Genomic DNA, 26,694 nt, shown 5'->3' on the forward strand with positions numbered 1-26,694 from the left:
GCGAACTGCGCTGTGAAACGAACTGCGCTGTGAAACGAACTCAGCTGGACTTGGGCATCATTCGGCCGGCGACGATCGCGACGATGCGCTGGTAGCCCGATCCTACGAGGCGAACCCAGGCGTCGAGTGCGATTGCGTCCATCCCGATGAGAACTCGCGGCTTGCTCTTCCGAACACCGTTGACGATCGTCTTGGCGGCGTCCTCCGGTGTGGTGCGCGCGAGCTTGCGGTCGAAGAACTCGGAGAAGACCGCAAGATCTTCACCCGGGCCTGCGGTGGCGTTGCGTGCGATGGCCGTCTTGATTCCGCCCGGGTGCACACAGGTGACCTTCACCGGGTGCTTGGCGATCAGCATTTCCTGGCGAAGCGACTCGGTGAAACCGCGAACGGCGAACTTGGCCGAGTTGTAGGCGCTCTGACCCGGCATCGACAGCAGACCGAAGAGGCTCGACACGTTCACGATGTGCCCGTCGCCGGATGCGATGACGTGGGGGAGGAATGCCTTGGTGCCGTTGACAACTCCCCAGAAGTCGACGTCCATGACACGTTCGAAGTCCTTGAATTCGGACTTCTCGAAAGTGCCGTGGTAGGCGATTCCGGCGTTGTTGTAGATCTGGTTGACCTTGCCGAAATGGGCGACAACCGCGTCGGCGTACTCGAGAACCGCTTCGCGCTGGGTGACGTCGAGATGGTCCGACTTCACCTCGGCGCCGATGGCTTCCACCAGACGCGTTGTCTCGGCGAGCCCGATGGTGTCCACGTCGGAGATTGCCAACTTGGCGCCCTGGCCGGCCAGGTTCAGTGCGAGTGCGCGACCGATGCCCGATCCCGCTCCGGTGATGACTACGACCTTGCCTGCAAAATCACTCATTGTGCTACTGCCTTCTCGTCGTCGAGGTCGATCTGTGAAGTGGTCGTGGTGCCGACGGCGCCGAGATCCGAGGTGGCGACGCTGCGGTATGCCGCGAGGTCGAAATGCTTGGTGGCATTGCGGAACTGGAAGGTGAAGCCAGGCCACAGGGTGGTGTTGTTTCCGTGCTTGTCCATGTACCAGCTGGCGCAACCGCCGTTGTTCCACACGCTCTTGGACATAGCTGCCTGCAGGTCCTTGTTGTACTTGTCCTGCTTGTCCTTGCGCACCTCGATGGTGCCGATGTCGTACTTGTCGATGGTGGCGATCGCGTCGACCAGGTAGTTGATCTGCGACTCGATCATGAAGACCATCGACGAATGTCCGAGGCCGGTGTTGGGTCCGACGAGGAAGAACATGTTGGGGAAGTTGGCAACTGCCGCGCCCTTGTATCCCTGCATGCCGGTCTCTTCGAAGACCTCGGCGAGCGAGCGTCCGTCCTTGCCGAAGATTCCCGCGAAGGTGGGGGAGTCGGTGACGTGGAATCCGGTCGCCACGACGATGGCATCGATCTCACGCGTGGTGCCGGTCTTCGAGACGATCCCGTTGGCGGTGACCTCCTCGATGCCTTCGGTCACCAGGTCGACATTGTCCTGGGCGAGGGTGGGGAAGTAGTTGTTCGAGATCAGCATGCGCTTGCAGCCGATCTGGAAGTTGGGCATGACCTTCTTGCGAAGATCCTTGTCCTTGATCTGGGCCTTCAGGTGACGCTCGGCGGCGAACTGCAGCGGCTTCATGAAGACCGGCGCCTTGGCCAGGCCGACGACCTGCGTCTCTCGCATCCAGTAGATACCGGTGCGGCACAACTTCTGGAAGCCGGGGAGGTACTTGAACGCGAGGTGCTCGATCTTGGTGTACTCGCGGTCTGCGCGGGGCAGGATCCACGGCGCCGTGCGCTGGTACACGTCGAGATGCGAGACCTTCTTGCCGATGGCCGGCACGATCTGGATGGCCGAGGCGCCGGTTCCGATGACGGCCACGCGCTTGCCGGTCAGATCGGCGTCGTGGTTCCAACGCGAGGAGTGGAAGATCTCGCCCTTGAAGCCGTCGATGCCCTTGATGTCCGGAAGTGAAGGCTCACACAATGCGCCGACGGCCGAGACGACGATCTTTGCGACGAATTCGCCCTTGTTGGTGCTGACGTGCCACCGAGCAGACGCCTCGTCCCAGCGTGCGGAGAGAACATCGCAGTCGAAGATGTGCTTGTCGAGCACCTTGTGGCGGTTGGCCACCGACTGGATGTACTTGTAGATCTCGGGCTGAGTGGAGAAGGAGCGCGTCCACTCCGGATTGAGTGCAAAAGAGTACGAGTACAAATGCGACGGCACGTCACACGCGGCGCCCGGGTAGCTGTTGTCACGCCAGGTTCCGCCGACGTCGTTGCCGCGCTCGAGAACGACGTAGTCCGTGATGCCGGCCTGTGCCAGTTTGATCGCCGCACCGAGACCGGCGAAACCACTGCCGATGATCAGTGTGCCGACGTGGCGAGTATCCGCGGCAGGTGCTGAGGTATCTGTAACTGGAAGACTCATGTAGGGAACGATATGCCTTTATTGAGTCACGGTCAATAGCTTATTGACGAATATTCAGTAGTCTATTGGGCATGGACGCAGTAAAGCGAACGCGGCTCGACCCTGCGCAACGCCGAGCGCAACTCATCGACCTCGGGGCGCGGATGCTGGCCGAACGGCCGCTCGAACAGATTTCCGTCGAGGACATCGCCGATCAGGCTGGTGTCTCGCGGGGGCTTCTGTTCCACTACTTCGCGTCGAAAAGCGAGTTCCATCTGGCGATCGTCCGACACAGCAGTGAACAGATGCTCCAGCGCACCGAGCCGAGCGAGTCGGACGATCCGATGCTCACCCTCCGCTCGGTGCTGGCGTCGTACGTCGACTACGTGACCGAGAACCGCAATACCTACGTCTCGCTGCTCCGCGGGACCGCCAGCGGGGATCCGCAGATGCGTGAGGTGTTCGAGCAGACTCGCGACATCATGGCCAAGAGAACCCTCGATCAGCTCCCGAAGATCGGCCTGACTCGAACACCTCAGGTGGAGTTGGCCGTTCGCGGTTGGATCGCGTTTGTCGAGGAAGCCACCATCAGTTGGCTCCGAGCGCCCGCCATCACCCGCGAGGAACTGATCGACCTGACGGTTCAGTCGTTACCTGCGTTGGCACTGGCCGCCGTCGGCTTCGATGCCGGGCCGGATCTGGGTCTGCTGCAATCGAATTGACGTGAACGCAGAAAGGCCGGGCCCCACACTCCTTGCGGAATGTGGGGCCCGGCCCTTGTCAAATTACTGAGATCAGTTGGTCGGCAGGAACGCCTCGTCCAAGATCTCCTGCTGCTCCACCGCGTGGACCTTGCTCGATCCCGAAGAGGGAGCGGACATCGGACGGCGCGAGATGCGCTTGATACCGGTCAAGGTCTCCGGCAGAAGGTCCGGCAGAGCCAGCCCGAGGAACGGCCACGCACCCTGGTTTGCGGGCTCTTCCTGGACCCAACGGAACTGATCCGCATTCGGGTAACGGTCCAGGGTCTCCTTGAGGCGACGCTTCGGCACGGGGTAGAGCTGCTCCATGCGCACGATGGCGATGTCGTCACGCTCGTCCTTGTGCTTCTTCGCCAGGAGTTCCCAGTACAGCTTGCCGCTGACCAGCAGAACCCGCTTGACCGATTCGCGTGCGCTTTCGCCGCTCTCGTATGCCGGCTCCTCGAAGACCGAACGGAACTTGCCCGTCGTGAAGTCCTCGACGTTGCTGACGGCAGCCTTGTTACGCAGCATCGACTTGGGCGTGAAAACCACCAGCGGACGGCGGATGCCGTCGAGGTGATGGCGACGCAGCAGGTGGAAGTAGCTGGCCGGAGTCGACGGAACCGCAACGGTCATCGAGCCTTCTGCACACAGCTGAAGGAAACGCTCGATGCGACCGGAGGTGTGGTCCGGACCCTGACCCTCGTGACCGTGCGGCAGGAGCAGCACGACGTCGGAGAGCTGACCCCACTTGGCCTCACCCGAAGAGATGAACTCGTCGATGATGGTCTGCGCGCCGTTGACGAAGTCACCGAACTGCGCTTCCCACAGGACCAGAGCGTCGGGGTTACCGACCGAGTAGCCGTACTCGAAGCCCAGACCTGCGTACTCGGTGAGTGCGGAGTCGTAGACCATGAACTTGCCGCCGTTTTCGGCGTCGGCAGCGATCTTGGCGATCGGGCTGTACTCGTTGCCGGTCTTGCGGTCGATGAGGACCGAGTGACGCTGCGTGAACGTTCCTCGCTTGGAGTCCTGACCCGCGAGGCGGATCAAGGCACCCTGCTCGGCCAACGAGCCGAACGCGAGCAATTCTGCGAACGCCCAGTCGACATGTCCCTCACGGGCCATCTCGCGGCGCTTCTCGGCAACCGGCTTGACGCGCGGGTGAACGGTGAAGCCGTCGGGGACGTTGACGAACGCATCACCGATGCGCTCGAGGACCTCGGGAGCGACAGCCGTGGTCAGGCGAGCCGGGGGAGTCTGGTCGAGTTCGACGGACTCGGACGGTTCGGGCTGGAACTTCTCGAGTTCACGGACCTCGTTGAAGACCCGTTCGAGCTGGCCCTGGTAGTCGCGAAGTGCGTCTTCGGCTTCCTTGAGCGAGATGTCACCGCGGCCGATGAGGGACTCGGTGTAGCTCTTACGAACGCTGCGCTTGGTGTCGATGACGTCGTACATGGCCGGCTGGGTCATCGACGGGTCGTCGCCCTCGTTGTGACCGCGACGGCGGTAGCAGATGAGGTCGATGACGACGTCCTTGCCGAACTTCTCACGGAAGTCGACGGCCAGCTGAGCAACCCAGACGCAAGCCTCGGGGTCGTCGCCGTTGACGTGGAAGACCGGTGCGGCGATCATCTTCGCGACGTCGGTGCAGTACTCGGACGAGCGTGAATGTTCCGGAGCGGTGGTGAAGCCGACCTGGTTGTTCACGACGATGTGCACGGTGCCACCGGTGCGGTAACCGCGAAGCAGCGAGAGGTTGAGCGTCTCGGCGACAACACCCTGACCGGCGAATGCAGCGTCACCGTGCAGCATGAGCGGCAGGACGGTGAAGCCTTCTTCGCCCTTGTCGAGGATGTCCTGCTTGGCGCGGACCAGGCCTTCGAGAACCGGGTCGACGGCCTCGAGGTGCGACGGGTTTGCGGTCAAGGAGACAGCGATGTCGTTGTCGCCGAACATCTGGATGTACGTTCCGCTGGCACCCAAGTGGTACTTCACGTCGCCGGAGCCGTGAGCGGCCGCCGGGTTCATGTTGCCCTCGAACTCCGTGAAGATCTTGGAGTACGGCTTGCCGACGATGTTGGCAAGCACGTTGAGACGGCCACGGTGCGGCATGCCGATGACGACCTCGTCGAGCTGGTGCTCGGCGGCCTGGTCGATCACGGCGTCCATCATCGGGATGACTGCTTCGGCGCCTTCGAGCGAGAAGCGCTTCTGGCCGACGTACTTGGTCTGCAGGAACGTCTCGAAGGCCTCGGCGGCGTTGAGCTTGCTCAGGATGTACTTCTGCTGAGCGACCGAAGGCTTGGCGTGATGGCCCTCGACGCGGTCCTGGATCCACTGACGCTGATCCGTCTCGAGGATGTGCGTGTACTCGACGCCGACGTGGCGGCAGTACGCGTCGCGCAGCACGCTCAACACGTCGCGCAGCTTCATCTTCTCTTGGCCGTGGAAGCCGCCGACCTTGAACTCACGGTCCAGATCCCACAGCGTCAGGCCGTGGCTGATGACGTCGAGGTCGGGGTGGCTGTGGAACTTGTCCTTGACGAACTGCAACGGGTCCGTGTCGGCCATGAGGTGGCCGCGGTCACGGTATGCAGCGATCAGTTCGAGAACGCGGGTGTTCTTGTCGACAGCGCCTTCCGGCACGTCCTTGCGCCACCGCACCGGCTCGTACGGGTTGCCGAGCGCGTGGAAGATCTCGTCGTAGAACTCGTCGCTGATCAGCAGGTTGTGGATCGTGCGCAGGAAATCGCCCGACTCGGCACCCTGGATGATGCGGTGATCGTAGGTCGAGGTGAGAGTCATCAACTTGCCGACGCCCATCTCGGCCAGCTTCTCGTCGCTGGCGCCCTGGAACTCGGCGGGGTATTCCATCGCGCCGGCACCGATGATGGCGCCCTGGCCCTTCATCAGGCGAGGAACGGAGTGAACCGTGCCGATACCGCCCGGGTTGGTCAGCGAAATGGTGACGCCGGTGAAGTCTTCGCCGGTGAGCTTGCCTTCACGGGCGCGTCGGACGATGTCCTCGTATGCCGCGTGGAACTGGACGAAGTTCATCGACTCGGTGTTCCGGATGGCGGCAACTACCAGTGAGCGGTTGCCGTCCTTTCCGGGAAGGTCGATCGCGAGTCCGAGATTGGTGTGCTCGGGCGTGACCGCGTTCGGCTTGCCGTCGATTTCGGCGAAGTGCCGGTTCATGTTGGGGAACGCGTTGACTGCCTGGACGATCGCGTAACCCAAGAGGTGGGTGAACGAGATCTTGCCGCCGCGGGTACGCGCGAGGTGGTTGTTGATGACGATGCGGTTGTCGAACATCAGCTTCGCGGGGATGGCACGCACGCTGGTTGCAGTCGGGATCTCGAGCGAGAGCGACATGTTCTTGACGACTGCGGCTGCGGCGCCGCGGAGAACCTTGGTCTCCTCGGCTCCGCCGGCAGGGGCGGGCTTCGCAGTAGCGGCCGCGGGCTTGGCTGCTGCGGGCTGGGCCGGGGCGGCCTTGGCGGCGGGCGCTGCCGTCTTCGCGGGGGCCGGAGCGGCAGCCTTGGCAGCCGGCGCAGGAGGTGCGGTCTTGGGGGCGGGAGGCGTGGCCTTGGGAGCAGCAGGCGGAGCTACAACAGCGGCGGGTGCAGCCGCGTTGCCGTTCGAGGCAGTCCCGTTTCCACCTCCCGTGTTCGCCGAGTCCGGCGAGTAATCGGTCAAGAATTCGTGCCAACTGGGATCCACGGACGACGGATCGTCCTGGAAGCGTTGGTACATCTCGTCAACCAGCCACTGGTTCTGTCCGAATTGGGATGTAGAACTGCTGCTCACGGCAGGTGTTCGCCTCGTTTCTATTTCGGTACCCGATCAGAGCGCCTATATACATGAGATTAGCCCGAGCGTGTGACGAGCAATTGTGCGGCACACAATTTGTGAGCTGTCTCACGGAAGTCCGTGATCTTGCGATCGCGCACTACCTCTCGGCGGTACAAATCCGTGCCGACTGTCACGCGACGGGGTTGCCTTCGATGACAGTTCTCGACGTCAGATTATTCCCCTCACGCGCCTGCGATGCATCCCAGAGTCCCGAGTAGTGACCACCGGCATACCGCAGAACATCGTGCGGGCCGTATTCAACGATACGTCCCCGGTCAACTACGACAACGAGGTCCGCTCGGGCAGCTGTCGCGAGGCGGTGAGCTACGACGACGGAAGTCCGTTTCCGGGTGACCGACCGACTTGCTTCGAGCACCATTCGTTCGGTCGCGGGATCGAGCGTCGCGGTCGCCTCGTCGAGGAGCAGAAGGTCCGGGTCGACGAGTTCGGCACGGGCCAATGCGATCAGTTGGCGTTGGCCCGCCGAGAGCCCCTGGCCGCGCTCGCCGACGGGATGATTCATGCCTCCACGCATGTCGGCTATCGAATTCAGTGCGCCGACGGAACGTGCCGCTTCCTCGATCTCCGCGTGCGACGCCGACGGCCTGCCGTACGCGATGTTGTCGGCGACCGTGCCGGTGAACAGATGGGCTTCTTGTGGGACCACGCCGAGGCGACGTCGGTACTGCGAGAGGTGGAAGTTCCGGATGTCGGTTCCGTCCACGTCGACCGATCCGGACGTCGGGTCGTAGAAGCGGGCGAGCAACTTCACGACCGTCGACTTCCCGGCACCGGTTCGGCCGACCAGAGCGACGGTCGTGCCCGGCGGGATTTGCAGATCGAAATCGGAGAGGGCGTCGACGTCCGCACCCGAGTACCGGAACCCGACCCCGTCGAGATGGACGGCGCCGTCGAGTCGTCCGGAGATCGCGATCAAATCCTCGCTGTCGGCAGTCTCGATCGAACTGCGAGTGCGCAGCAGGTCGCCGATTCGTTGCAATCCGACGTTTGCCTGTTGGTAACCATCGAACACTTGTGAGAGTTGCTGAATCGGTCCGAACAGCAGACCGAGGTAGAGCACGAAAGCGATCAGTACGCCGGGCGAAGTCGATCCGTTGGCGATCTGGTGCGCACCGACGAACACGACCGCGGCCAACGCGAGGTCGGACAGGAACGAAATGAAAGGGAAGTAGATCGAAATGGCTCGCTGCGACCGCATCCGCGATCGGCGGTAGCTTTCGGAGCGTTCTGCGAACCTACGCGCCGCACCTTCTTCGCGGCGGTAGGCCTGAGCTGCTCGCAGACCGGCGATGTTCTCCTGGAAGTCGGCATTGACGAGCGAGATCCGTTCGCGGGACTGGCTGTAGGCAACCGAGGAGATCTTGCGGAAGATCACGGTCGCAACCACGAGCGGTGGGATGACGGCCAGCGCCACCAGGCCGAGCGTCACGTCGGTCGCCAGGAGGGCGATCGAAATTCCGCCGACGGTCAGGACGCTCACGATCGCCGTCGACATACCGGTTTGGATGAACGACGAGAGCGCGTCGACGTCGGTGGTCATACGCGTCATGATGCGGCCGGACAATTCCCGTTCGTAGTAGTCCAGACCCAGGCGCTGCAGGTGTGCATAGCTGCGTACGCGGAGCCCGAACAACACGCGTTCGCCGGCCCGGGCGGTGAGCACCGTCATGACCGCGACGACGACCCAGTCCGCTGCGACCAGGAGCGCGCCGAATGCCGTCGCTATCCAGAGCGTGCTGCTGTCCGCGGTCACGACTCCGTGGTCGATCGCGTATCTGACGAGGGAGGGAAATGCGATCGCCGCTGCGGAGTCCAGGGCAAGGCACACGACAACCGCCAGTAGAACCCAGCGGACCGGCCTCAAGATCTGTCGGAGTGAGAACTGTGGATTCGATTCGCGCAGGCTCTCAGGAGCGATTCCGGGGTCTTCGCGTGCGGGTGGGAGAGCGTCGACTGCTGCCCGCAGGGACGGAGTCACCGCGATTCCGCTGAGCGCTCCGGCCATCGGTCCGCCCGCACCCTGCGCCGAAGCGGTAGTGCTGTCGGCTTCGGATTCCGGAGCCTGCGGCCACAACTGCTCGGCTGTGGGCTCGCTGCGGTCACGTCCGAAAGCATCGGAGTCGACGTCGTCGAGTTCGGCCGGTAGTTCCGGCGGCGAGGAGAACAGGGCACGAAAGAGCGGACATCGCGCTTCCAGTTCGTCCACGGTTCCGGAGTCGATGATCCGTCCGCCGTCGAGAACCGCGACCCGGTCTGCGAGCGTCAGGGTGGACCGCCGGTGAGCGAGGATCAGCGTGGTCTGGCGCCGTCTGGCCCGGAACGCGTCGAAGATCGCAGCCTCGGTTGCCGCATCGACTGCGGAGGTCGCGTCGTCGAGGACCAGGATCCGTGGGTCGACGAGGAGGGCTCGGGCAAGTGCGATGCGCTGACGCTGGCCGCCCGACAGCGTCAGACCTCGTTCACCGACAACGGTGTCGTATCCGTCCGGGAGTGCCTCGATGAAGGTGTCCGCCTGTGCCAGTGCAGCTGCGGCGCGGATGTCCTCGTCGGAGGCGTCCTCGCGCCCCAGTGCCATGTTGGCGGCGATGGTGTCCGAGAACAGGAAAGGTTCGTCGAAGACCAGGCTGACGGCGGCACGAAGCTGTTCTGTGCGCAGTTCGCCGATGGGGAACGTCTCGCCCGCGGTATCGACGGTCACTACACCCGAAGTCGGGGCGTAGAACCGGGGGAGAAGCAAGGACAACGCGGTCTTGCCCGACGCGGCCGGCCCCACGACGGCGACGGTCTCGCCCGGTTCTATGCGGAGGTTCAGCCCGGTCAGGACGTCGCGTTCGGTGTCGAATCCGAATGCCACGTCGTCGAAGGTGACTCCGAGCGGACCGTCGGGCAGGTCCACCGGATGGTCAGGATCGGCGATGTCCGGCTGAGCGTTGATGACGTCGTAGACACGCTCGACAGCGGCGCGCGCAAGCTGCGCCATGACGATGACCGACGACAGAGTTCGGGTGACGCCGGTCATCGTCACGATGTAGGTGGCGAACGCGAGAAACGTTCCCACGGTGATCTTGTCGTGCAGTGCGAGATACCCGCCGAGGGCGATCACTCCCACCTGCCCCAGCTGGGGCAAGGCGGCCATGGTCGGCGCGAATTTCGCGTTCAACCACGCGGCGCGAAGGCGCTCCGAATACAGCGTGCGGCTGTGCTTTTCGAGTTGGTCGACGGCTCGTTGTTCCTGCCCGAATCCCTTGACGACGCGAACGCCGGTGACGGTTTCCTCGACGTGTTGGGCGAGGTCGGCGGCCCGCTGCTGCGCGGACCATGTTGCGGCGAAGAGCATCGGTCGCATCAGGAACACCACCAGCCCTACTGCTGGGATGACGGCGACAGCGACGAGAGTCAACAGCGGCGAGAGCCACGCCATGATGCCGATCGCCAGCACGAATTGCAGGAGCGCTCCCGCGGACATCGGCACCATCGCGAGTAAACCCTGGACGAGCTGCAGATCCGTGATGGACCGGGAGACCACCTGGCCTGTGCGGATCTGATCCTGCCCGCGTCCGTCGAGGCGTTGCAGCGAACCGAGCAGGGCGAGCCGCAAGTCGTGTTGAACGTCGAGCGAGAGTCGGCCGGCAAGCATCCGTCGGCCGTACTGGCACGCGAAGCGGACGATCGCGAGCAACGCGATCGCCAACGCGACGAACCCGATCACCTTGCCCGGGTTCTCCTGGCTTGCGGCGTCGAGCGCATAGCGGGTCAGGAGAGGAAACGAGATGTCGATCGCAGAGGCGATGACCGTAACGAGTAGCGCGCCGATCGCAACTCTTCGGTGCAACCAGCATGCGTGGGCCAAGCGGCGGATCCAGCCCGGAGCTCGATCCACCTCTCCAGCTACCGGACTGTCCGTGTTGATCGTGTTCATCGAGATCCACGGTAGACCCGGCCCCAGACAGCTTTTTCAGGTGATGTCGCGGGTCCTGGTCCGTAGCCAACCGAGCCCGCAGAACAGAACTACCCAAGCGGCCAGCATCATCGGGCCGCTCGGCCAGGACGCAAACGCGTCGACGTCGATCGACGGTGCCGCATTGACGATCGTGCCGATCGTGGCCGACACCGGAAGCGCGGCCCCGATCCCACCGAGATCCATCGCGAGCAGCACGGCGCGGACGATCCATTCACCGAAGACGAACCACAGGACGACCGAGAGGGCACCGGCCATCGACGAACCGGTGAGCAGGGCCACCCCGGCGCCGAGTAGTGCCCACAGCGCACACGCCAGGATGCCTGCGGCGCAGATGGCGAAGAGATCGGTGGTGAAGCTGAAGTCCCGGCCGAAGAGCAACATCGCGCCGATGCTGACTACTTCGACCGCCAGTGCGTAGCCGACGGCGAATACCGCGACGACGGCAAGTTTTGCGCCGAGAACTCCGTCGCGGCCACGAGCTGTGAGGAACGTCGTGGTGAGAGTCTTGTAGCCGAATTCGGATCCGGCGGTGAGTGCTCCGAAGACGGCCGCGAACACCAGGACAAGCGTGTTCGAGACACCGAGGCTGACGCCGGTGGACACGACATCGACGTCGAACGTGGTGTCGGCCGAATCGGCCACGACTTCGACGAACGTCCGAGTCGAGGCAGCAATCAGCACGGCCACGACCACCGGTGCGATGGCCAGTGCCCACCAGTAGCGCAGGGTGAGAACTTTGAGTGTCTCCGCGCGCACGAGCGTGGTCATCTGTGTCCTCCGGAAGGTCCGTATGCGGCAGGGCCGTAATAGCCCGGTCCGGAACCGGGACCGGGTGGGCGGTGGTATCCGACCTGGGGAACCGCGTACTGCGGTGTTGTCATCGCGAGGAACAGTTGCTCGAGATCTGCGCCTTCGGTTGCGACACCGAAGATCGTGACTCCGGCGGCCGACGCCACCGGTGGCAGTACCGACGTGTCGGTGCCGCCCACGGCGAGCCGTCCGTCCTGGGTGATCTGGGCGTCGATGATTCCGCGAGCGGCCAATGCCGTGGCGAGGAGCGCTGGGTTGGAACACGAGACGAGCAGTCGACTGCGCTGCGAGCGGCGAAGTTCGTCCATGGTCCCTTGGTAGACGAGTGAGCCGGCGCTGACGATGACCACGCTGTCGACGGTCGCTTCCACTTCACGAAGCGCGTGACTCGAGATCAGAACCGTTCGGCCGGAACCGGCGAAGGTCTGCAGGAACTGACGAAGCCACGCCATGCCCTCGGGGTCGAGTCCGTTCGCGGGTTCGTCGAGCACGAGGATCTCGGGATCACCGAGCATCGCGGTGGCAAGGATCAGGCGTTGGCGCATCCCGAGCGAGAAGGTGCCGGTCTTGTGGGCTCCGACCGATCTCAGACCGACCATGTCCAGCACCTGCGCCGCGCGCTGAGGCGGCATGCCGATAGCGGCCGCGTAGATCTCGAGGTGTCCGAGCGCCGTTCGTTTCGGATGGAGACTGCCGACGTCGAGTACTGCGCCGACGGTCCGGGCCGGGTTGGGCAGCAAACGCATCGGGGTGCCGTTGATCGTGGCCGATCCCGACGTCGGTGACACCAGTCCGAGGAGCATCCGCAACGTGGTCGTCTTGCCCGAACCGTTCGGGCCGAGAAACCCGGTGATCGAGCCCGCCTGAACGTCGAAGCTCAGGTCGTTGACCGCGCGCGCCGCCTTGAACGTCTTCGTCAACCCACGAATCTCGATGGGGGCAGAGAAGGATCCCATTGCGGTGTTCGTCAATGCTGCTCCCGGGTCGGCGGCGAATACGTGATGCGAGCCTACGGCCCGGACGGCTATCTGCGGATGGCCCGGCGTGTCTCCGTCTGGGGAAGCACTGCGGCATCGTCGGCAGGCATCACGATCAGGTGGTCGGTCCACCTGGCCGGTGCCGGTCCGAAGGCTTCGCGCGCATTCTTGACGACGCCCTTGCCGATTGCACGGTTGCCCGCACCGCCGATGACCGCACCGATTCCGGCCGGAACGAGCTTGCCGAGGATCAGTGCGCTGCGCTTCGCGGCGTACTTGGTCACGAATTTCCGCACGAGGGTGCTGTTCATTCCCCTCATCGTGGGTCCGGGAATCTTGCTCGTGATTGCCGTTCCCCAGTTCTTGGCTGTGATTCCGGTGGCCTTCTGCACGATCTCCATACCGGATTCGCCGAGGGCGACTGCCAGGACCAGGGCGCGTCGTTGCTGGTGATCCTGTACGGAGATTCCATGCACTGACGCAATTGCCAACGTCAGCAGTGCTGACGCCTCGAGGAAGAAAGCCGATTCCGCACCGACGGCAGCGATGGACGCGACCGTTCCGACGCCCGGCACCGCGGCGGTGGCGCCGACGGCACTGCCGCTGCCGGTCACGGCGAGAATGAACATCTTCTCCATCCGCTCGACGATCTGAGCAGGTGACTCGTCGGGGTGCGCCTTACGGACGTGGTTGACGTATTTGGCCACTGCGGGCGCTTGCAGGCGGCTTCCGTTGTCGAGAACGGAAACGAGGACCTTCTCGATACGCCCGCTGTCGTTGTTCGTCGACTTGCTCATTGCTGCCCCTCCACAGTTGTCCTCCTCTGAAGCGAGGTGGACCGTATCTCGAGAATAGGTGAAGTTTTCGCTGGCGGCGGTGATCACCGGGGCCATAGGCTCGTACGAGACTCGGTTTTCTTCGTGAGTTTTCCCAGGCAGGAGTTCGAGTGTTATGACCGCCACTTCGGAATCTCGTTCGACGACCATCTGGCCGACGCTGCGCTACCTCGACGCCCGTGCGGCAATCCACTTTCTGGTGAGCACCTTCGGTTTCGTGGAGAAGGCCGTCTACGGAGAGGGAGACGTGGTGGACCACGCCCAACTCGACTGGCCGGGCGGTGGCGGCATCATGTTGGGTTCGCCGCGCACCGATTCGGCGATCGCCGGCCTGCCCCCTGGAATCGGTTCGGTGTACATCGTCGTGGACGACGCGGACGCCGCCGATGCACTCCACGAACGCGCTGTCGCCGCGGGCGCCACGATCACGCAGGGATTGCGCGACGAGGACTACGGTTCGCGGGGGTTCACCTGCCGTGATCCCGAAGGTGTGTACTGGAGTTTCGGCACGTACGCAGGGGAGTAGCCCCCCGCGACCTACCTGGTGGCCCAGTGCTCTGCCGGAACCACTTCCGACGGGATGGGCGGATGAGGTGGTGTGCCGTCCCCGAACGGTCGGCCACCCAACTGTTCGCGTCCGTGCGGTTCGAGCCAGTGTGTCAATTCCGGTCCCTTGGGCACGATTCCGGAGGGATTGATCTCGGAATGCACGATGTAGTAGTGCGCTTTGATCTGTGTGAAGTCGATGGTGTCACCGAATCCGGGGGTCTGGAACAGATCGCGCGCGTAGTCCCACAGCACCGGCATCTCGCTGAGTTTGCTTCTGTTGCACTTGAAGTGGCCGTGATAGACGGGATCGAACCGCGCCAGCGTGGTGAACAGGCGCACATCGGCTTCGGTGATGGTGTCGCCCACCAGGAAACGTTGCCGGGCAAGACGTTCGGTGAGCCAGTCGAGGCGAGCGAACAGCGTGTCGTATGCCTCGTCGTACGCCTGCTGTGAACCGGCGAAACCGCAGCGGTAGACGCCGTTGTTGACGTCGCGAAAAACGTACTCGGCCACTTCGTCGATTTCGTTTCGCAGAGGCTCCGGGTACAGATCCGGTGCGCCTTCGCGGTGGTACTTCTTCCATTGCGTCGAGAAGTCGAGGGTGATCTGTGGGTAGTCGTTCGTGATCACCTTGCCCGTGGCGATCTCCACCATGGCGGGCACCGTGATTCCCCTGGGGTAGTGGGGATCTCGGGCGAGGTATGCGTCCTGCAGTCGCGGGATCTTCAGTACGGGATCGACGCCTCCCGGGTCGAGATCGAAAGTCCAGCTTCGTTTGTCGTGAACCGGACCGCAGATGCCCATCGACAGTACGTCTTCGAGGCCGAGCAGGCGGCGTACGATGATGGCGCGGTTTGCCCACGGGCAGGCACGTGCCACGATCAACCGGTATCGCCCGGGTTCGACGGGATAACCGTCGCGGCCGTCCTCGGTGATCCGGGTCGGGATGTAGTTGGTGTCGCGTTTGAATTCACGACCCTCTTCGACGAATGTCGGTTCGCTCGCGCCGTCTTCCGTACTCATCTGCGGTCCCTCTCGTTCGAGTGTCAACTGGGCAGGTGCACGTGTACCCGAGCGTATGCCCCCAGAACGTCGAATTTGGCTTTACGTGGAAGCGTCGCTCCGATCGCACTGCCGCGACTTGTGCGTAGCTGCGGGATCAATCCGGAATCGAGAGCGTCCTCCGCAGCGAGAAGCGTTACTGCGCAGCCGATTCCGTGACGGCGATGCGCTGGAGCAGTCAGGGTCGTGAGATCTGCCACGAATCCCTGAAATTCGGAGTACGCCGCGCATCCGAGCACCTCGGTGGAATCGGTGAGGGCGGTGAACCACCGCGTCCGGTTCCCGAGGTCGGCTGTGGTGCTGTCGTCGGGTGGGCACAGCGCAGCGACGGCGAGGGCGTCGTCGATGTCGTGGGAAATCAGTAGTTGCTCGTCGGGTGGCGCGTCCGTGTAGTCGCCGAGGAAAGCGAGATCGACGGGGCCGGTGATTCTGCCGCCGTGATCGCCGGCGATCTCGAGTAGACGCGCCGGTTGCAGCAGGGCGTCGACGGAGATGTCCTCGGTGCGCTCGATGAACCACTGCGGCCCGACGATCGCACCTGAGCCTGCCAGATCGAGAACGTGGATGTCGTCGCCGACGACGCGGGCCGTGTGTGCCGGCCGAAGTGCCGAGTCGCCGAGGCCCAGTTCACGTGCCCAAGCGAGTCGGATGATGTCGAGGTGATGTTCGTCCACTCGCTACAGGCTAGTCCGATTCGAACGGGTTGATCGAGATGGACAGAGGTCGTATATTCCATGTGGACTATTTCAGGTGGAATAGTCAAGAAATAGTCAATTGCGGCTTGTCAGGGAGGGGGACTCATGGGTGACGTGTCACTGACGCCTCTGGGAATCACCGTTCTGGGCCTGCTGTCCGAGCGTTCGATGCATCCGTACGAGATGTATCAACTTGCCTCGGTTCGCCGGGGCGATCAGTTGGTGAAGATCAAGCCGGGATCGCTCTATCACACGGTTTCCCGGCTGGAGAAGCAGGAACTTCTGGCTTCGATCGGGACCGATCGTGAGGGCAACCGGCCCGAACGGACGACGTACGAGATCACCGCCCGGGGCCGTGAGGCCCTCGAGCATCAACTACGTGAGATGTTGGCGGTTCCGGTGCGGGAGTATCCGCGGTTGCCGCTCGCGCTCGCTGAAATGCACAACCTCTCCGCGTCCACCGCGTGTCAGATGCTTCGAATTCGTCTCGCGCACCTCGACAAGACGATCGCGAAATTCGAGGTCGACTACGAAGCGGTGAAGGCGGCGGAAAAACCACGAATCTTCACGGTGGGCGCGGACTACGCCCACGCACTGACCGTCGCCGAAAGAGAGTGGATCGGCGCGTTGGTGACAGACATCGAGAGCGGCGAAATGCCCTGGCTCTCACAAGAACTTCTCGACCGGCTGGCCGGCTCCGCAGGCTCGTCCGCACTACCTAAGGACTGAAGATGGAAAAGCAGGTCAATCCCTGGCACGCGCTGTGGGCGCTGTGTATCGGGTTCTTCATGATTCTGGTGGACAGCACCATCGTCGCTGTAGCCAACCCTGCGATCATTGATGACCTCGGCACCGACATCAACAAGGTCGTCTGGGTCACCAGCGCGTACCTGCTGGCGTACGCGGTGCCGCTGCTCGTCACCGGCCGGCTCGGTGACAGGTTCGGACCGAAGAACCTGTACATGATCGGCCTCGTACTGTTCACCGGCGCTTCACTGTGGTGTGGTCTGTCCGGCAGCGTCGAGATGCTCATCGTGGCAAGGGCTTTCCAAGGTCTGGGCGCCGCAATGATGACGCCTCAGACGATGGCCGTCATCACACGCACGTTCGCGCCGAACAAGCGTGGCGCCGCAATGGGCCTGTGGGGCGCGGTTGCCGGTGTTGCGACGCTGGTCGGTCCGCTTGCCGGTGGTGTGTTGGTCGACAATCTCGGCTGGGAATGGATCTTCATCGTCAACGTCCCGGTTGGTGTCATCGCCTTCCTCCTCGCGTGGAAGCTTGTTCCGTCGTTGCCGACCAGCGAGCACAAGTTCGACATTCCCGGCGTGATTCTCAGCGCCGCAGGCATGTTCCTGCTCGTGTTCGGAATCCAGGAAGGCAGTTCGTACGACTGGAACGGATTCGTCTGGAGCCTGATCGGCGCCGGTGTGGTGTTGCTCGCGGTGTTCGTGTTCTACCAGTCGCGCAACAAGAACGAGCCCTTGCTTCCACTCGAACTCTTCAAGGACCGCAACTTCTCGCTCGCCAACGTCGCCATCACCGCGATGGGCTTCGCGATCACGTCGATGGTCCTTCCGCTGATGTTCTACACCCAGGCAGTTCGCGGACTCTCCCCGACGCAGTCGGCGCTCCTCCTCGTTCCGATGGCCGTGCTGACCGGCATTTTTGCGCCGATCATCGGCAAGCTCGTCGACAAGACGCATCCGCGCTACATCGCGGGCACCGGCTTCCTGCTGTTCGCGATCGCCCTGGGCTGGCTGGCATTGGTTATGTCTCCCGACGTCGCGATCTGGGAACTGCTCCTGCCGATCGGCCTGATCGGCTTCGCCAACGCATGCATCTGGTCGCCGCTCGCGGCCACCGCCACACACAACCTGCCTCCGATGCAGGCCGGCGCCGGCGCCGGCGTCTACAACACCACCCGGCAGGTGGGTGCGGTTCTCGGCAGTGCCGCGATCGGAGCACTGATCACCGCACGATTGGCGGCTCAGGGTCTGACCGGCGGCAGTTCCGAAGCCGGAGTGGGTCACCTACCCGAGTTCGTCCGTGAACCGTTCAGCACGGCGATGTCGGAGTCGATCTGGCTGCCCGCAGGCGTGCTGCTCATCGGCTTCGTCGCTTCGGTGTGCTTCGCTCGGCCTCTGCGCGGCGACGCACACGACGACGCGATGGCCGTCAGTGCCGAAGCGCGTCGGGAAACATCACTGCACGATTGAGATAGTCGCTCGGGTCCAGGGCTCGCTTGATCGCCCACATCGTGGCTATGTCCTCCGCAGAGAGGGCCAGGTCCAGATAGTTGCGTTTGAGCGAGCCCACCCCGTGCTCGGAACTGACGTTTCCGCCGTGATCGCGAACCAGTTCGAGGACGCTGCGGTACACGGTGTCGCCGTTCGGGCAGTTCAGGACGTTGAGGTGGATATTTCCCTCGGCGACGTGTCCGAAGAGGATCGGAATTGCCTCGGGGGCGCGAGTCGCGATCACCGCCGCGGCGTCCTCGGCGAAGGTGGCAAGCGAGTTCAGCGGCAGCGCCGCGTCGAATTTCAGTGGGGGACCGAACAATCCGACCACCTCGGCGAAGCATTCGCGTGCCGCCCACAAGCGCGTCGAGCCGGGGGCGTCGATCGCCACGGCCGGGGTCTGCGGTGGGCCGATGCGTTCGAGCAGCTCGGCCAGGTCTTCCAGCGGATCGTGGGCCGCGGACACCTCGGCGAGGAGGTACCACGGTCGCCCCGTCGGAACCGCGGCGTTCAAATGGCGGGCGGCCAGTTCGAGACCGCGCCCGTCCACCAACTCCAGTGCGTCGACGCCGTCGAGAGTGCGCAACGTGCGCCCCGCGTCCACGACGTCTTGCAGTCTGTCGAAACCGGTCAGCGTCGTGACCCGGTGAGTCGGTACCCGACGTAGTTTCAGATCGACCGCCGTGACCACACCAAGAGTTCCCTCGCTGCCCACCCACAGTGCGGGCAGGTTGTATCCGGAATTGTCGGACAACACTTTCGGTGACCGGCGCACCGTGGTCCCGTCGGGGAGCACCACCTCGAGGCCGAGCACCTGTTCGGCCATGTTCCCGTATCGAACCGTGTGCAGCCCACCGGCATTGGTGGAGACCATGCCGCCGATCGTCGCCGTATCCCGTGAAGCTATGTCCACGCCGAATTTCAGGCGTGCGGCGGCCGCCGCGGAATGTACCTGCGTGAGTGTCACTCCCGCACCGACGGTGATCCGACCGGCGGCAACATCGACTTCGCCGATCGCCTCGAGGCGTTCGGTGGAGAGCAGGACGTCGTCGTGCTCGGGCACCGTCCCGGCGACCAGACCGGTTCGCCCGCCCTGAATGGTGACCGGTACGCCGCGCGAGCGGCACACGTTCAGCACTGCCGAGACTTCGGCGGTATTTCCGGGTCGGACCAGAGCGCTGGCGCGCCCGCTGTAGCGCCCTGTCTGGTCGGTGGAACGGGTCGCCAACACGTCGGCGTCGTCGACGACGAACCGGTGTCCCACAACGTCCGCGAGTGCATTTCTCAGACCGTCCACCCGACGATCGTAGGCCGGTTCGATGTGGCAGTGTGGCGGCATGACTGCTCCCGAATCGCATCCCACCCGCCTCGAGCGCTTCACCACCGATGGTGGTGCCGAGGTGGCTGTCCTGACGTTCGCGCACGGACCACTCAATCTGTTCGATCAGGCCATGTTCGACGCCGTCATCGCCGATGTTGCAGCGCTGACCGAAAACCCACCGCGCGCTGTGCTTCTGCGCGCCGAGGGCAAGGTCAACTCGGCCGGCGTCGACGTCCATGTGTTCGACGGACTGAACCCGGAGCAGGGAGCGGAATTGTGGCGCGAACTGTTCGCCCAGATCTGCCATCCGCTCGAGGCGTTGCCGTGCCCGGTCATCTACGCGGCGCACGGGCTGACGCTGACTGCTGCCTTCGAGATCTCCTTGGCCTGCGACATCATCCTCGCGGCGCCGAAGGCGAAGTTCGGACTGGTCGAGACAGTGGTCGGTCTGACGCCGTCCATGGGTGGACCGCAGCGTTTGGCCGAGCGCGCCGGTTCCGGACGGGCTCGGGAGTTGGTCATGACCGGCGATCTCTACGACGCCGCAACCCTGCACTCGTGGGGCGTCGTCAATGCCGTTCACGACGATGTCGATGCTGCGGCGCGTGCCCTGGCGGCCCGGTTGGCGGACGGGCCCACGCGAGCCCACGACGCCACCAAGCAGATCGTGGCGGCCTGGCGTTCCGGCGGGATCGCCCACGCGGATTCGGTGACTCCCGGGGTGTCCGGTGCGCTGTTCGCCACCGATGACCTACGCGGCGCTGTCCGCAGTTTCCTCGAGGTCGGACCGGGCAAAGCGGTCTACTCCGGAAAGTAAGTTTGCGACGATTATCGCCAGAGACCTCCACGAACTGTGATCCACGTCATATAGTCGAATGGCCGGTGGGTTGTCAGTGACGTGGAGGTATCGATGCGGTCGACGCTTGTGGAATACCCGTGTTCGACTCAGCTCCTCGCCGACGCCCGTGTCACCCGTGCGGGTGACGGGGTGCTTCGGTACAGCCAACTCGACCCGTCGCTGTCCGAACTCCTCGATATCGCCGTTCATCGATTCTCCTCACGCATCGCGGTGGAGGAGGTCGACGGCGAGCAGGTCACCTTCGCGGAGTTGTGGGCCGAGGCGTCGCGGGTCGCAGGCGGGCTGAAGTCGCGAGGCGTCGAGATCGGTGACCGTGTGGCCATTCGCGTCGCCGCCGGGGTGAGGTGGATGGAGGCGTGCCTCGGCGTCATTCTCGCCGGCGGTGTTCCGGTCTCCGTGGGTGTTCATCTGAGCGACGACGCGGCGGACTTCGTCATCGCGGACAGTGGCTCGGTGTTGGTGCTCGACGGGGAACTCCCACACGGTGTTCCGTTCATCGACGACGGTGCCGCCCCGGAGGAGATGGCGATCCTCGCGTACACCGCCGATTCTTCGGGCGAAATGCTGGGCGTCGAGTTGAGCAACGAGAACGTGCTCTCCGCCATCGTCGGCATTCTGCACTCGCGCGATTACGGCGTCGAAGGTGTGCGAAATCTGTTGGTGGACAATGACTTCAAGTCGGTGCGGCAGTTCGTGCACGTGCTCGCGACGTTGGTGGTCGGTGGAACGGTGGTCCTCGCCGGCGACTTCTGGCGTGAGAGTGTGCATACCGTCGACATCGTGACCGGGCGGCCCGAGGACCTGCTCGAGCCACGGTTGCTCACCCTTGGACCGGCGGCGCGTGCCGGTTCGAGGTCGGTGCAGTGGATCGATTGCAGCGGGTCGCCGATCACGGTCGAACAGGAAGCCAAGCTGCTGACCCTGTTCCCGGCTGCTCGGCATGTGATCGGGTGGGGCAAAACCGAGACCTGTGGGGCTGGTCTCATTCTGCCAACCGAGTCGGCACCCACCCACCTCGGAAGCGTCGGAATCGCTTTCGGTGGAATGGAAGTGGCGTTGTACGGCCCGGACGCTCCAGGTGGTTTCGGTGAGTTGCTGTGCCGTGGACCGAGTGTCACGCGTCGGTATTGGAACTCGCCGCAAGCGACCTCGACGAGGTTCACCCAGGGGTGGTTCTGCACTCACGACACCGCGCAGATCGACCCCGATGGCTTCGTCCGTATTGTCGAACGCAACGTCGCGTAGTCACGCGAGCGTGGTCGACAAACGAGAGGGACATCATGGCGGACGAGGTTCTCACCGAGCGGCGCGGGCGGACACTGATCATCACCATCAACCGGCCCGAGGCGCGTAACGCCATCAACTCGGCGGTCAGTCACGCATTGGCCGCTGCGGTCGAAGAGCTCGATGCGGACGACGATCTGTCCTTGGCGGTGCTGACAGGAGCCGGCGGAAACTTCTGTGCCGGTATGGATCTGAAGGCATTCGTGGCCGGCGAGAACGTACTCGTGCCGGGACGCGGTCTCGGATTCACGGAAGGGCCGCCGCGTAAGCCGATCATTTCGGCGGTCGAGGGCTTCGCGTTGGCAGGCGGCACGGAACTCGTGCTTGCCACCGACCTGGTGGTCGCGTCGTCCGAAGCGAAGTTCGGTATCCCGGAGGTCAAGCGAGGGCTGGTCGCAGGTGGAGGCGGATTGTTGCGCCTGCCCAAGCGGATTCCGTACCAGAAGGCATTGGAACTGGCCCTGACCGGTGACAGTTTCACGGCCGAGGAGGCCTACCGCTACGGCTTCGTGAACACGTTGACCGAGCCGGGTAAGGCGCTCGAAGGCGCGCTGGAGCTGGCTGATCGCATCACCCGCAACGGACCGCTCGCGGTTGCGGTCACCAAGGAGATCATCGTCAAGGCCGGCGGTTGGTCCGACGACGAAGCTTTCGCGAAGCAGTTGCAGGTCATGGCGCCGGTGTTCGCGTCCGAAGATGCACGCGAGGGCGCGACGGCGTTCGCCGAGAAGCGCGCCCCGGTCTGGAAGGGGCGGTAATACCGACATGGCTACACCTGTCGCAGAGCTGCACATGCACATCGAGGGTTCTCTGGAACCCGAACAGATTTACCGACTTGCCGAGCGCAATCGAATGGACTTGCCGTACAAGGACATCGACGATCTGAAGTCGAGGTACGAGTTCACCGATCTGCAGTCGTTCCTCGATCTCTACTTCGCCAACATGGCCGTCCTGCGCACCGCGGAGGATTTTGCCGACCTGACGCGAGCGTACTTCCGCCGCGCGGCTGCCGCCGGCGTCGCGCATGCCGAGTTCTTCTTCAATCCACAGGCGCACGTGGTCCGTGGTGTTCCGCTGACCGAGGTCCTGGACGGGATCATGGATGCGGTGGCATCGAGTGAGCGCGAGTTCGGGCTCAGCAGCGCGGCGATCGCCGCCATCCTCCGGGATCAGCCCGTCAAGGACGCCGAGGAGATCTTCTCCGAGATAATTCGCCTGCAGGCTCCGATCGTCGGGCTCGGACTCGACTCCGCGGAGGTCGGCAACCCGCCGTCACTGTTCGAGGACGTGTTCGCCCGCGCGCGCGCCGAGGGTTTGCACGTTGTGGCTCACGCCGGTGAAGAGGGACCGCCCGAGTACATCTGGCAGGCGCTCGACATTCTCGGCGCCGAGCGGATCGACCACGGAGTCCGGGCACTCGAGGATCCTGCCCTGATCGAGCGTCTGGTCGACGAGGAGATTCCACTGACGGTCTGCCCGTTGTCGAACGTTCGTCTGCGGGTGTTCGATTCGCTGTCGGATCATCCGCTTCGATCGATGCTCGAGATGGGTTTGATCGTCACGGTCAACTCCGACGACCCGGCCTACTTCGGGGGATATGTCGACGACAATTTCACCGAACTGGGCCGAGCCCTGGGTCTGACGGAGGCCGAGCGAGACACCCTCGCCCGGAACTCGATCAAAGCCTCGTTTGCGAGCGATGCGCGAAAAGCGGAACTGCTGCGGCACTGACCGTCAGTCGCCGAGCACCTGACGCAAGTACTCGTTGTCGAACACACGATTCGCGTCGTACTTGTCTCGAACGGCGACAAAGTCGTCGAGTCGGTCGTACGTAGGACGCAGGTCGTCGACGGTCCGGTTGTGCATTTTTCCCCAATGCGGCCGGCCGTCGACGGCGCGCGCGATGGCTTCCACCGCGGCGAAGTATTCGGTTTCGGGTCGGCGGTGGTACTGGTGTACCGCGATGTATGCGGTGTCGCGTCCGTGAGCAGTGGAGAGCCAGAGGTCGTCGGCGGCAGCGAAACGTACTTCGACGGGGAAAGCTACGTTGGTTCCGGACTTCTTCATCCAGCGATCGATTTCGTGAAGTGTCTCGGTGACGTGTTCGCGGGGAATCGCGTACTCCATCTCCTTGAACTTCACGCGGCGCGAAGACGCGAATACCCGGTAGCTGCGATCGGTGAACTCGCGGGCGCCGAGCAATCGGGACGACACGTTGTTGATTCTCGGGATCGCGGCCGGTGCCAGGGTGGCAACGCGGTTGACACCTTCGAAGAGTGTGTTCGAGAGGAGTTCGTCGTCGACGAACGCGCGGACCTTGCCCACCGGATCGGGTTCGGTATCTCCGGGGAGTCGCGTATTGCTCTTCGTCAGGACACGATCGGTGTGCGGGAACCAGTAGAACTCGAAGTGATCCAGGCCCAGGCGATCGCCCTCGAGGGTGTCCAGTATGTGAGACAGCGTGTCGGGTTCCTCGATTGCGCGAAGTGTGAATCGCGGAACGCAGGCGAGAGTGATCTTCGAAATGATGCCGATTGCGCCCAATCCGAGGCGGCCCGCTTCGAACAACTCGACGTTTTCGTCGGCGCTTGCGGAAACGACGGATCCGTCGGCGAGAACGACCTCGATTCCGCGAATCTGTGTGGCGATACCGCCGAATCGTGCGCCGGTGCCGTGCGTGCCGGTGGACGTCGCGCCGGCCAGTGACTGGACGTCGATGTCACCGAGATTTGCCATCGCATATCCGCGTTGCCACAAGGCGTCGTTGAGAGCATGAAGGCGAGTGCCTGCAAAAACAGTGACCAGCGCACCGTCGTCGGTCGGTGTGATCGAGTCGATTCCGCTCAAGTTGTCCAGGCTGACGAGGACACCGTCAGTGACCGCGACACCGGTGAACGAGTGGCCGGCGCCGACGGCCTTCACGCGTTGGCCACGCGAGGCGGCCTCGGCGACCAACGACGAAAGTTCACGGGTATTTGTCGGCGTCGCAAAGCGACGCGGCGCGGCGCTTTGAGTGCCCGCCCAGTTCTGCCAAGTGTCCGAAGCCATTACGCAATAATGTACTTGGACGGTCGTCCAGGCAAGTATTGCGCGAAGATTTTGTCATTTGCGTTCTACGATCATTGGATGCTGAACAGGCTCCCGGCGGACGAACGCCGCACACAATTGGTCGAGTCCGCCTTGTCTATTGCGGAACAGCGCGGTGTCAGTTCTGTGACGGTAAGGGCGGTGGCAGAGGAGGCCGGGGTATCGCTCGGCGTCGTTCATTACTGCTTCGAGAGCAAGGAAGCGCTGATCGCGGCAATGGGTGAAACGCTCATTCTGCAGCTCAGTGCGTCGATGCAGTATGCGTTCGCGCAGGTCCGCCATGCGCCGGATCTCAGTGGCGTGCAGGGGCTCAGGGAATTGCTGCACATCGGCCTGACCGGAATGTGGCCGACCATCGAGGCAACCCCGGATCGCCAGTTGTTGACCTACGAAATTACCGCGCAGGCACTGCGTAGTCGCAATCTCGGAGCCGAACGTGCTGGGGCGGTTGCATTTGAGCAGTACCGAATAATGGATGAGCTCGCGGTGTCGTTTCTCGAAGAGTGCGCCAAGATATCGGGCACGGTGTGGACGGAGCCGTTGAGTTCGATTGCGCGACTGAGTCTTGCAATGATCGACGGCCTTGTTCTGCGATGGCTGGTCGATCGTGACTCCGACGCGACTATTGCCGAGTTCGGAGAAATGGTTCAGGTAATCGCCAATAAAGCCGTGGTCGCGCCTCAGTAGAGCTGCCATCCTGGACATACGTCCAGGATTGGTGATTGACTGGTCGCACGCCGCGACGATTGGATCATCTGTGACCCGGACCCTTGATCGACTCACTGCTGCCACGCGAGAACTCGACCCGCCTCTGGCTGCTCTGGATCTGACCACCCTGCGCAGTAATGCAGCCGACCTGGTGCGCCGCGCCGGTGGAACCCCGGTGCGAGTGGCGAGCAAATCGGTTCGTTGTCGGACGGTTCTGGCTGAAACTCTCGGCGACACACTGACCGCGTCCGGCGGATTCCGCGGAATCATGGCGTACTCACTGCGCGAGGCTCTGTGGCTGGTCGGGCTGGGCGCACGGGACATCCTGATGGGGTACCCGACCGCCGATCGTGGCGCCATCGCGGATCTCGCTGCCGACGACACCGCTCTCGCATCGATCACCTTGATGGTCGACGACGATGCGCAGTTGGACCTCATTCGTTCGGCGTCGACGGGAGATGCGCCTGTCCGGGTGTGTCTCGACGTCGATGCGTCACTTCGGATCGGTCCGATTCATCTAGGCGTACGACGCTCGCCGCTGCGCGAACCTGCCGCGGTCGCCGCACTCGCGGCGCGTGCTCGTCAGCGCGGATTCTCCGTCGTCGGAGTGATGTTCTACGAAGCCCAGATCGCCGGCCTCCCGGACACCAGCGCTCCGATCGGTTGGGTCAAGAAGGCCTCTGCCCGCGAACTGGCGTCCAGAAGAGGCGCTGTGGTCGCGGCCGTCACCGATGCCGTGGGTGCACTCGAGATCGTCAACAGCGGCGGTACGGGGTCGCTGGAGGTCAGCTCGGCCGATCCTGTGGTGACCGAGGTAACAGCAGGCTCCGGACTGTACGTACCGACCCTGTTCGACCGCTACCGCGCCTTCCGCCCCGATCCGGCGCTGTTCTTCGCACTGTCGGCAGTGCGCAAACCGACGCCGTCCGTCACGACCCTGTTCGGCGGCGGATACATCGCGTCCGGACCTGCCGGAGCCACCCGCGTTCCGTCACCGGTCTGGCCCGCCGGTCTCAAACTGCTCCGCAACGAAGGTGCCGGCGAAGTCCAGACGCCGGTCACCGGGAAGGAAGCCGGAAACATCGCGATCGGCGACCGCGTGTGGTTCCGTCACGCCAAGGCCGGCGAGCTGTGCGAGCGCTTCGACCGCGTGTACGTGGTCGAAGCCGACGGCACCCGAACCTCGGTTCCCACCTATCGCGGCGAAGGGCAGTGCTTCGGGTAAGGCAGTGCTTCGGGTAAGGCAGTGTTTCGGGTAAGACAGG

General features: G+C 63.6%; 21 protein-coding genes. 10 read left to right on the forward strand and 11 right to left on the reverse strand.

Going from position 1 to position 26,694, the window contains the following annotated elements; genetic code table 11:
• Positions 1-40 precede the first annotated feature (40 nt).
• Positions 41-871, reverse strand: a complete 831-nt coding sequence (locus tag RWT78_RS02150) for an SDR family oxidoreductase (RefSeq protein WP_007736128.1) — start codon at positions 869-871, stop codon at positions 41-43.
• Positions 868-2,442 carry an NAD(P)/FAD-dependent oxidoreductase gene (locus RWT78_RS02155; RefSeq protein ID WP_314673488.1) on the reverse strand — a complete coding sequence of 525 codons (1,575 nt, stop codon included), beginning with the start codon at positions 2,440-2,442 and terminating at the stop codon, positions 868-870. Before RWT78_RS02155 ends, RWT78_RS02150 begins: the two co-directional genes overlap by 4 nt.
• Positions 2,443-2,513: 71 nt before the next feature.
• Between RWT78_RS02155 and RWT78_RS02160 the strand changes: the two genes are divergently transcribed.
• On the forward strand, positions 2,514-3,143 hold the full coding sequence (locus RWT78_RS02160; RefSeq protein ID WP_007736130.1) for a TetR/AcrR family transcriptional regulator: 630 nt from the start codon (positions 2,514-2,516) through the stop codon (positions 3,141-3,143).
• A 72-nt stretch (positions 3,144-3,215) separates the two neighbouring features.
• Here the strand turns inward: RWT78_RS02160 and RWT78_RS02165 are convergent, their stop codons facing one another.
• From RWT78_RS02165 to RWT78_RS02185, 5 genes are all read right to left on the reverse strand, one after another.
• Positions 3,216-6,977 carry a multifunctional oxoglutarate decarboxylase/oxoglutarate dehydrogenase thiamine pyrophosphate-binding subunit/dihydrolipoyllysine-residue succinyltransferase subunit gene (locus tag RWT78_RS02165; RefSeq protein ID WP_047268983.1) on the reverse strand — a complete coding sequence of 1,254 codons (3,762 nt, stop codon included), beginning with the start codon at positions 6,975-6,977 and terminating at the stop codon, positions 3,216-3,218.
• Positions 6,978-7,152: 175 nt separating this feature from the next.
• Complete coding sequence (locus RWT78_RS02170) at positions 7,153-10,962, reverse strand: ABC transporter ATP-binding protein (RefSeq protein ID WP_314673489.1); 3,810 nt, start codon at positions 10,960-10,962, stop codon at positions 7,153-7,155.
• Between the two features lie 36 nt (positions 10,963-10,998).
• Positions 10,999-11,772, reverse strand: coding sequence for an ABC transporter permease (locus RWT78_RS02175; RefSeq protein ID WP_046378894.1), 774 nt, complete (start codon positions 11,770-11,772; stop codon positions 10,999-11,001).
• The gene (locus RWT78_RS02180) at positions 11,769-12,770 is read right to left on the reverse strand and encodes an ABC transporter ATP-binding protein (RefSeq protein WP_003945125.1); all 1,002 of its coding nucleotides are present in this window, start codon (positions 12,768-12,770) and stop codon (positions 11,769-11,771) included. The genes RWT78_RS02175 and RWT78_RS02180 overlap by 4 nt, the downstream gene beginning before the upstream one ends.
• A gap of 68 nt (positions 12,771-12,838) precedes the next feature.
• Entirely contained in the window at positions 12,839-13,588 is a 750-nt protein-coding gene (locus RWT78_RS02185) for a hypothetical protein (protein ID WP_003945111.1), read from the reverse strand.
• A gap of 154 nt (positions 13,589-13,742) precedes the next feature.
• Between RWT78_RS02185 and RWT78_RS02190 the strand changes: the two genes are divergently transcribed.
• Positions 13,743-14,153, forward strand: coding sequence for a VOC family protein (locus tag RWT78_RS02190; protein ID WP_003945129.1), 411 nt, complete (start codon positions 13,743-13,745; stop codon positions 14,151-14,153).
• An 11-nt stretch (positions 14,154-14,164) separates the two neighbouring features.
• Here the strand turns inward: RWT78_RS02190 and RWT78_RS02195 are convergent, their stop codons facing one another.
• Together RWT78_RS02195 and RWT78_RS02200 are read right to left on the reverse strand one after the other, a co-directional pair.
• Complete coding sequence (locus RWT78_RS02195) at positions 14,165-15,199, reverse strand: glutathione S-transferase family protein (RefSeq protein ID WP_003945145.1); 1,035 nt, start codon at positions 15,197-15,199, stop codon at positions 14,165-14,167.
• Between the two features lie 23 nt (positions 15,200-15,222).
• A complete protein-coding gene (locus tag RWT78_RS02200) occupies positions 15,223-15,912 on the reverse strand; it encodes a hypothetical protein (RefSeq protein ID WP_003945114.1) in 690 nt (229 codons plus the stop codon).
• Positions 15,913-16,038: 126 nt separating this feature from the next.
• Between RWT78_RS02200 and RWT78_RS02205 the strand changes: the two genes are divergently transcribed.
• Both RWT78_RS02205 and RWT78_RS02210 read left to right on the forward strand, forming a co-directional pair.
• Complete coding sequence (locus tag RWT78_RS02205; RefSeq protein ID WP_003945150.1) at positions 16,039-16,662, forward strand: PadR family transcriptional regulator; 624 nt, start codon at positions 16,039-16,041, stop codon at positions 16,660-16,662.
• 2 nt (positions 16,663-16,664) lie between these two features.
• Positions 16,665-18,149: a DHA2 family efflux MFS transporter permease subunit gene (locus RWT78_RS02210; protein WP_314673492.1), complete on the forward strand. Its 1,485-nt coding sequence runs from the start codon at positions 16,665-16,667 to the stop codon at positions 18,147-18,149.
• Here RWT78_RS02210 and RWT78_RS02215 read toward each other — a convergent pair.
• Positions 18,109-19,509: an FAD-binding oxidoreductase gene (locus RWT78_RS02215; RefSeq protein WP_314673495.1), complete on the reverse strand. Its 1,401-nt coding sequence runs from the start codon at positions 19,507-19,509 to the stop codon at positions 18,109-18,111. The genes RWT78_RS02210 and RWT78_RS02215 overlap by 41 nt on opposite strands.
• Here RWT78_RS02215 and RWT78_RS02220 point away from each other — a divergent pair.
• The 4 genes from RWT78_RS02220 to RWT78_RS02235 all read left to right on the forward strand — a co-directional run bounded on the left by RWT78_RS02220 (position 19,508) and on the right by RWT78_RS02235 (position 23,365).
• Positions 19,508-20,308, forward strand: a complete 801-nt coding sequence (locus RWT78_RS02220) for an enoyl-CoA hydratase/isomerase family protein (RefSeq protein WP_007736151.1) — start codon at positions 19,508-19,510, stop codon at positions 20,306-20,308. The two genes, RWT78_RS02215 and RWT78_RS02220, sit on opposite strands and share 2 nt — an antisense overlap.
• A 93-nt stretch (positions 20,309-20,401) precedes the next feature.
• The gene (locus RWT78_RS02225) at positions 20,402-21,595 is read left to right on the forward strand and encodes a class I adenylate-forming enzyme family protein (protein ID WP_007736152.1); all 1,194 of its coding nucleotides are present in this window, start codon (positions 20,402-20,404) and stop codon (positions 21,593-21,595) included.
• A 35-nt stretch (positions 21,596-21,630) separates the two neighbouring features.
• Positions 21,631-22,392, forward strand: coding sequence for a crotonase/enoyl-CoA hydratase family protein (locus RWT78_RS02230; protein ID WP_003945127.1), 762 nt, complete (start codon positions 21,631-21,633; stop codon positions 22,390-22,392).
• 7 nt (positions 22,393-22,399) lie between these two features.
• Positions 22,400-23,365, forward strand: a complete 966-nt coding sequence (locus RWT78_RS02235) for an adenosine deaminase (RefSeq protein ID WP_003945144.1) — start codon at positions 22,400-22,402, stop codon at positions 23,363-23,365.
• Between the two features lie 3 nt (positions 23,366-23,368).
• On the opposite strand, the gene RWT78_RS02240 is transcribed toward RWT78_RS02235, so the two are convergent.
• Positions 23,369-24,682, reverse strand: a complete 1,314-nt coding sequence (locus tag RWT78_RS02240) for a D-arabinono-1,4-lactone oxidase (RefSeq protein ID WP_003945122.1) — start codon at positions 24,680-24,682, stop codon at positions 23,369-23,371.
• A 78-nt stretch (positions 24,683-24,760) separates the two neighbouring features.
• Here RWT78_RS02240 and RWT78_RS02245 point away from each other — a divergent pair, with 78 nt between their 5' ends.
• Complete coding sequence (locus tag RWT78_RS02245; RefSeq protein ID WP_020908434.1) at positions 24,761-25,408, forward strand: TetR/AcrR family transcriptional regulator; 648 nt, start codon at positions 24,761-24,763, stop codon at positions 25,406-25,408.
• 70 nt (positions 25,409-25,478) lie between these two features.
• Complete coding sequence (locus RWT78_RS02250) at positions 25,479-26,654, forward strand: amino acid deaminase/aldolase (RefSeq protein WP_003945107.1); 1,176 nt, start codon at positions 25,479-25,481, stop codon at positions 26,652-26,654.
• Positions 26,655-26,694 lie beyond the last annotated feature (40 nt).

Origin of the sequence: uncultured Rhodococcus sp. (assembly GCF_963525155.1) — a bacterium.
Lineage (GTDB): Bacteria > Actinomycetota > Actinomycetes > Mycobacteriales > Mycobacteriaceae > Rhodococcus_F > Rhodococcus_F qingshengii.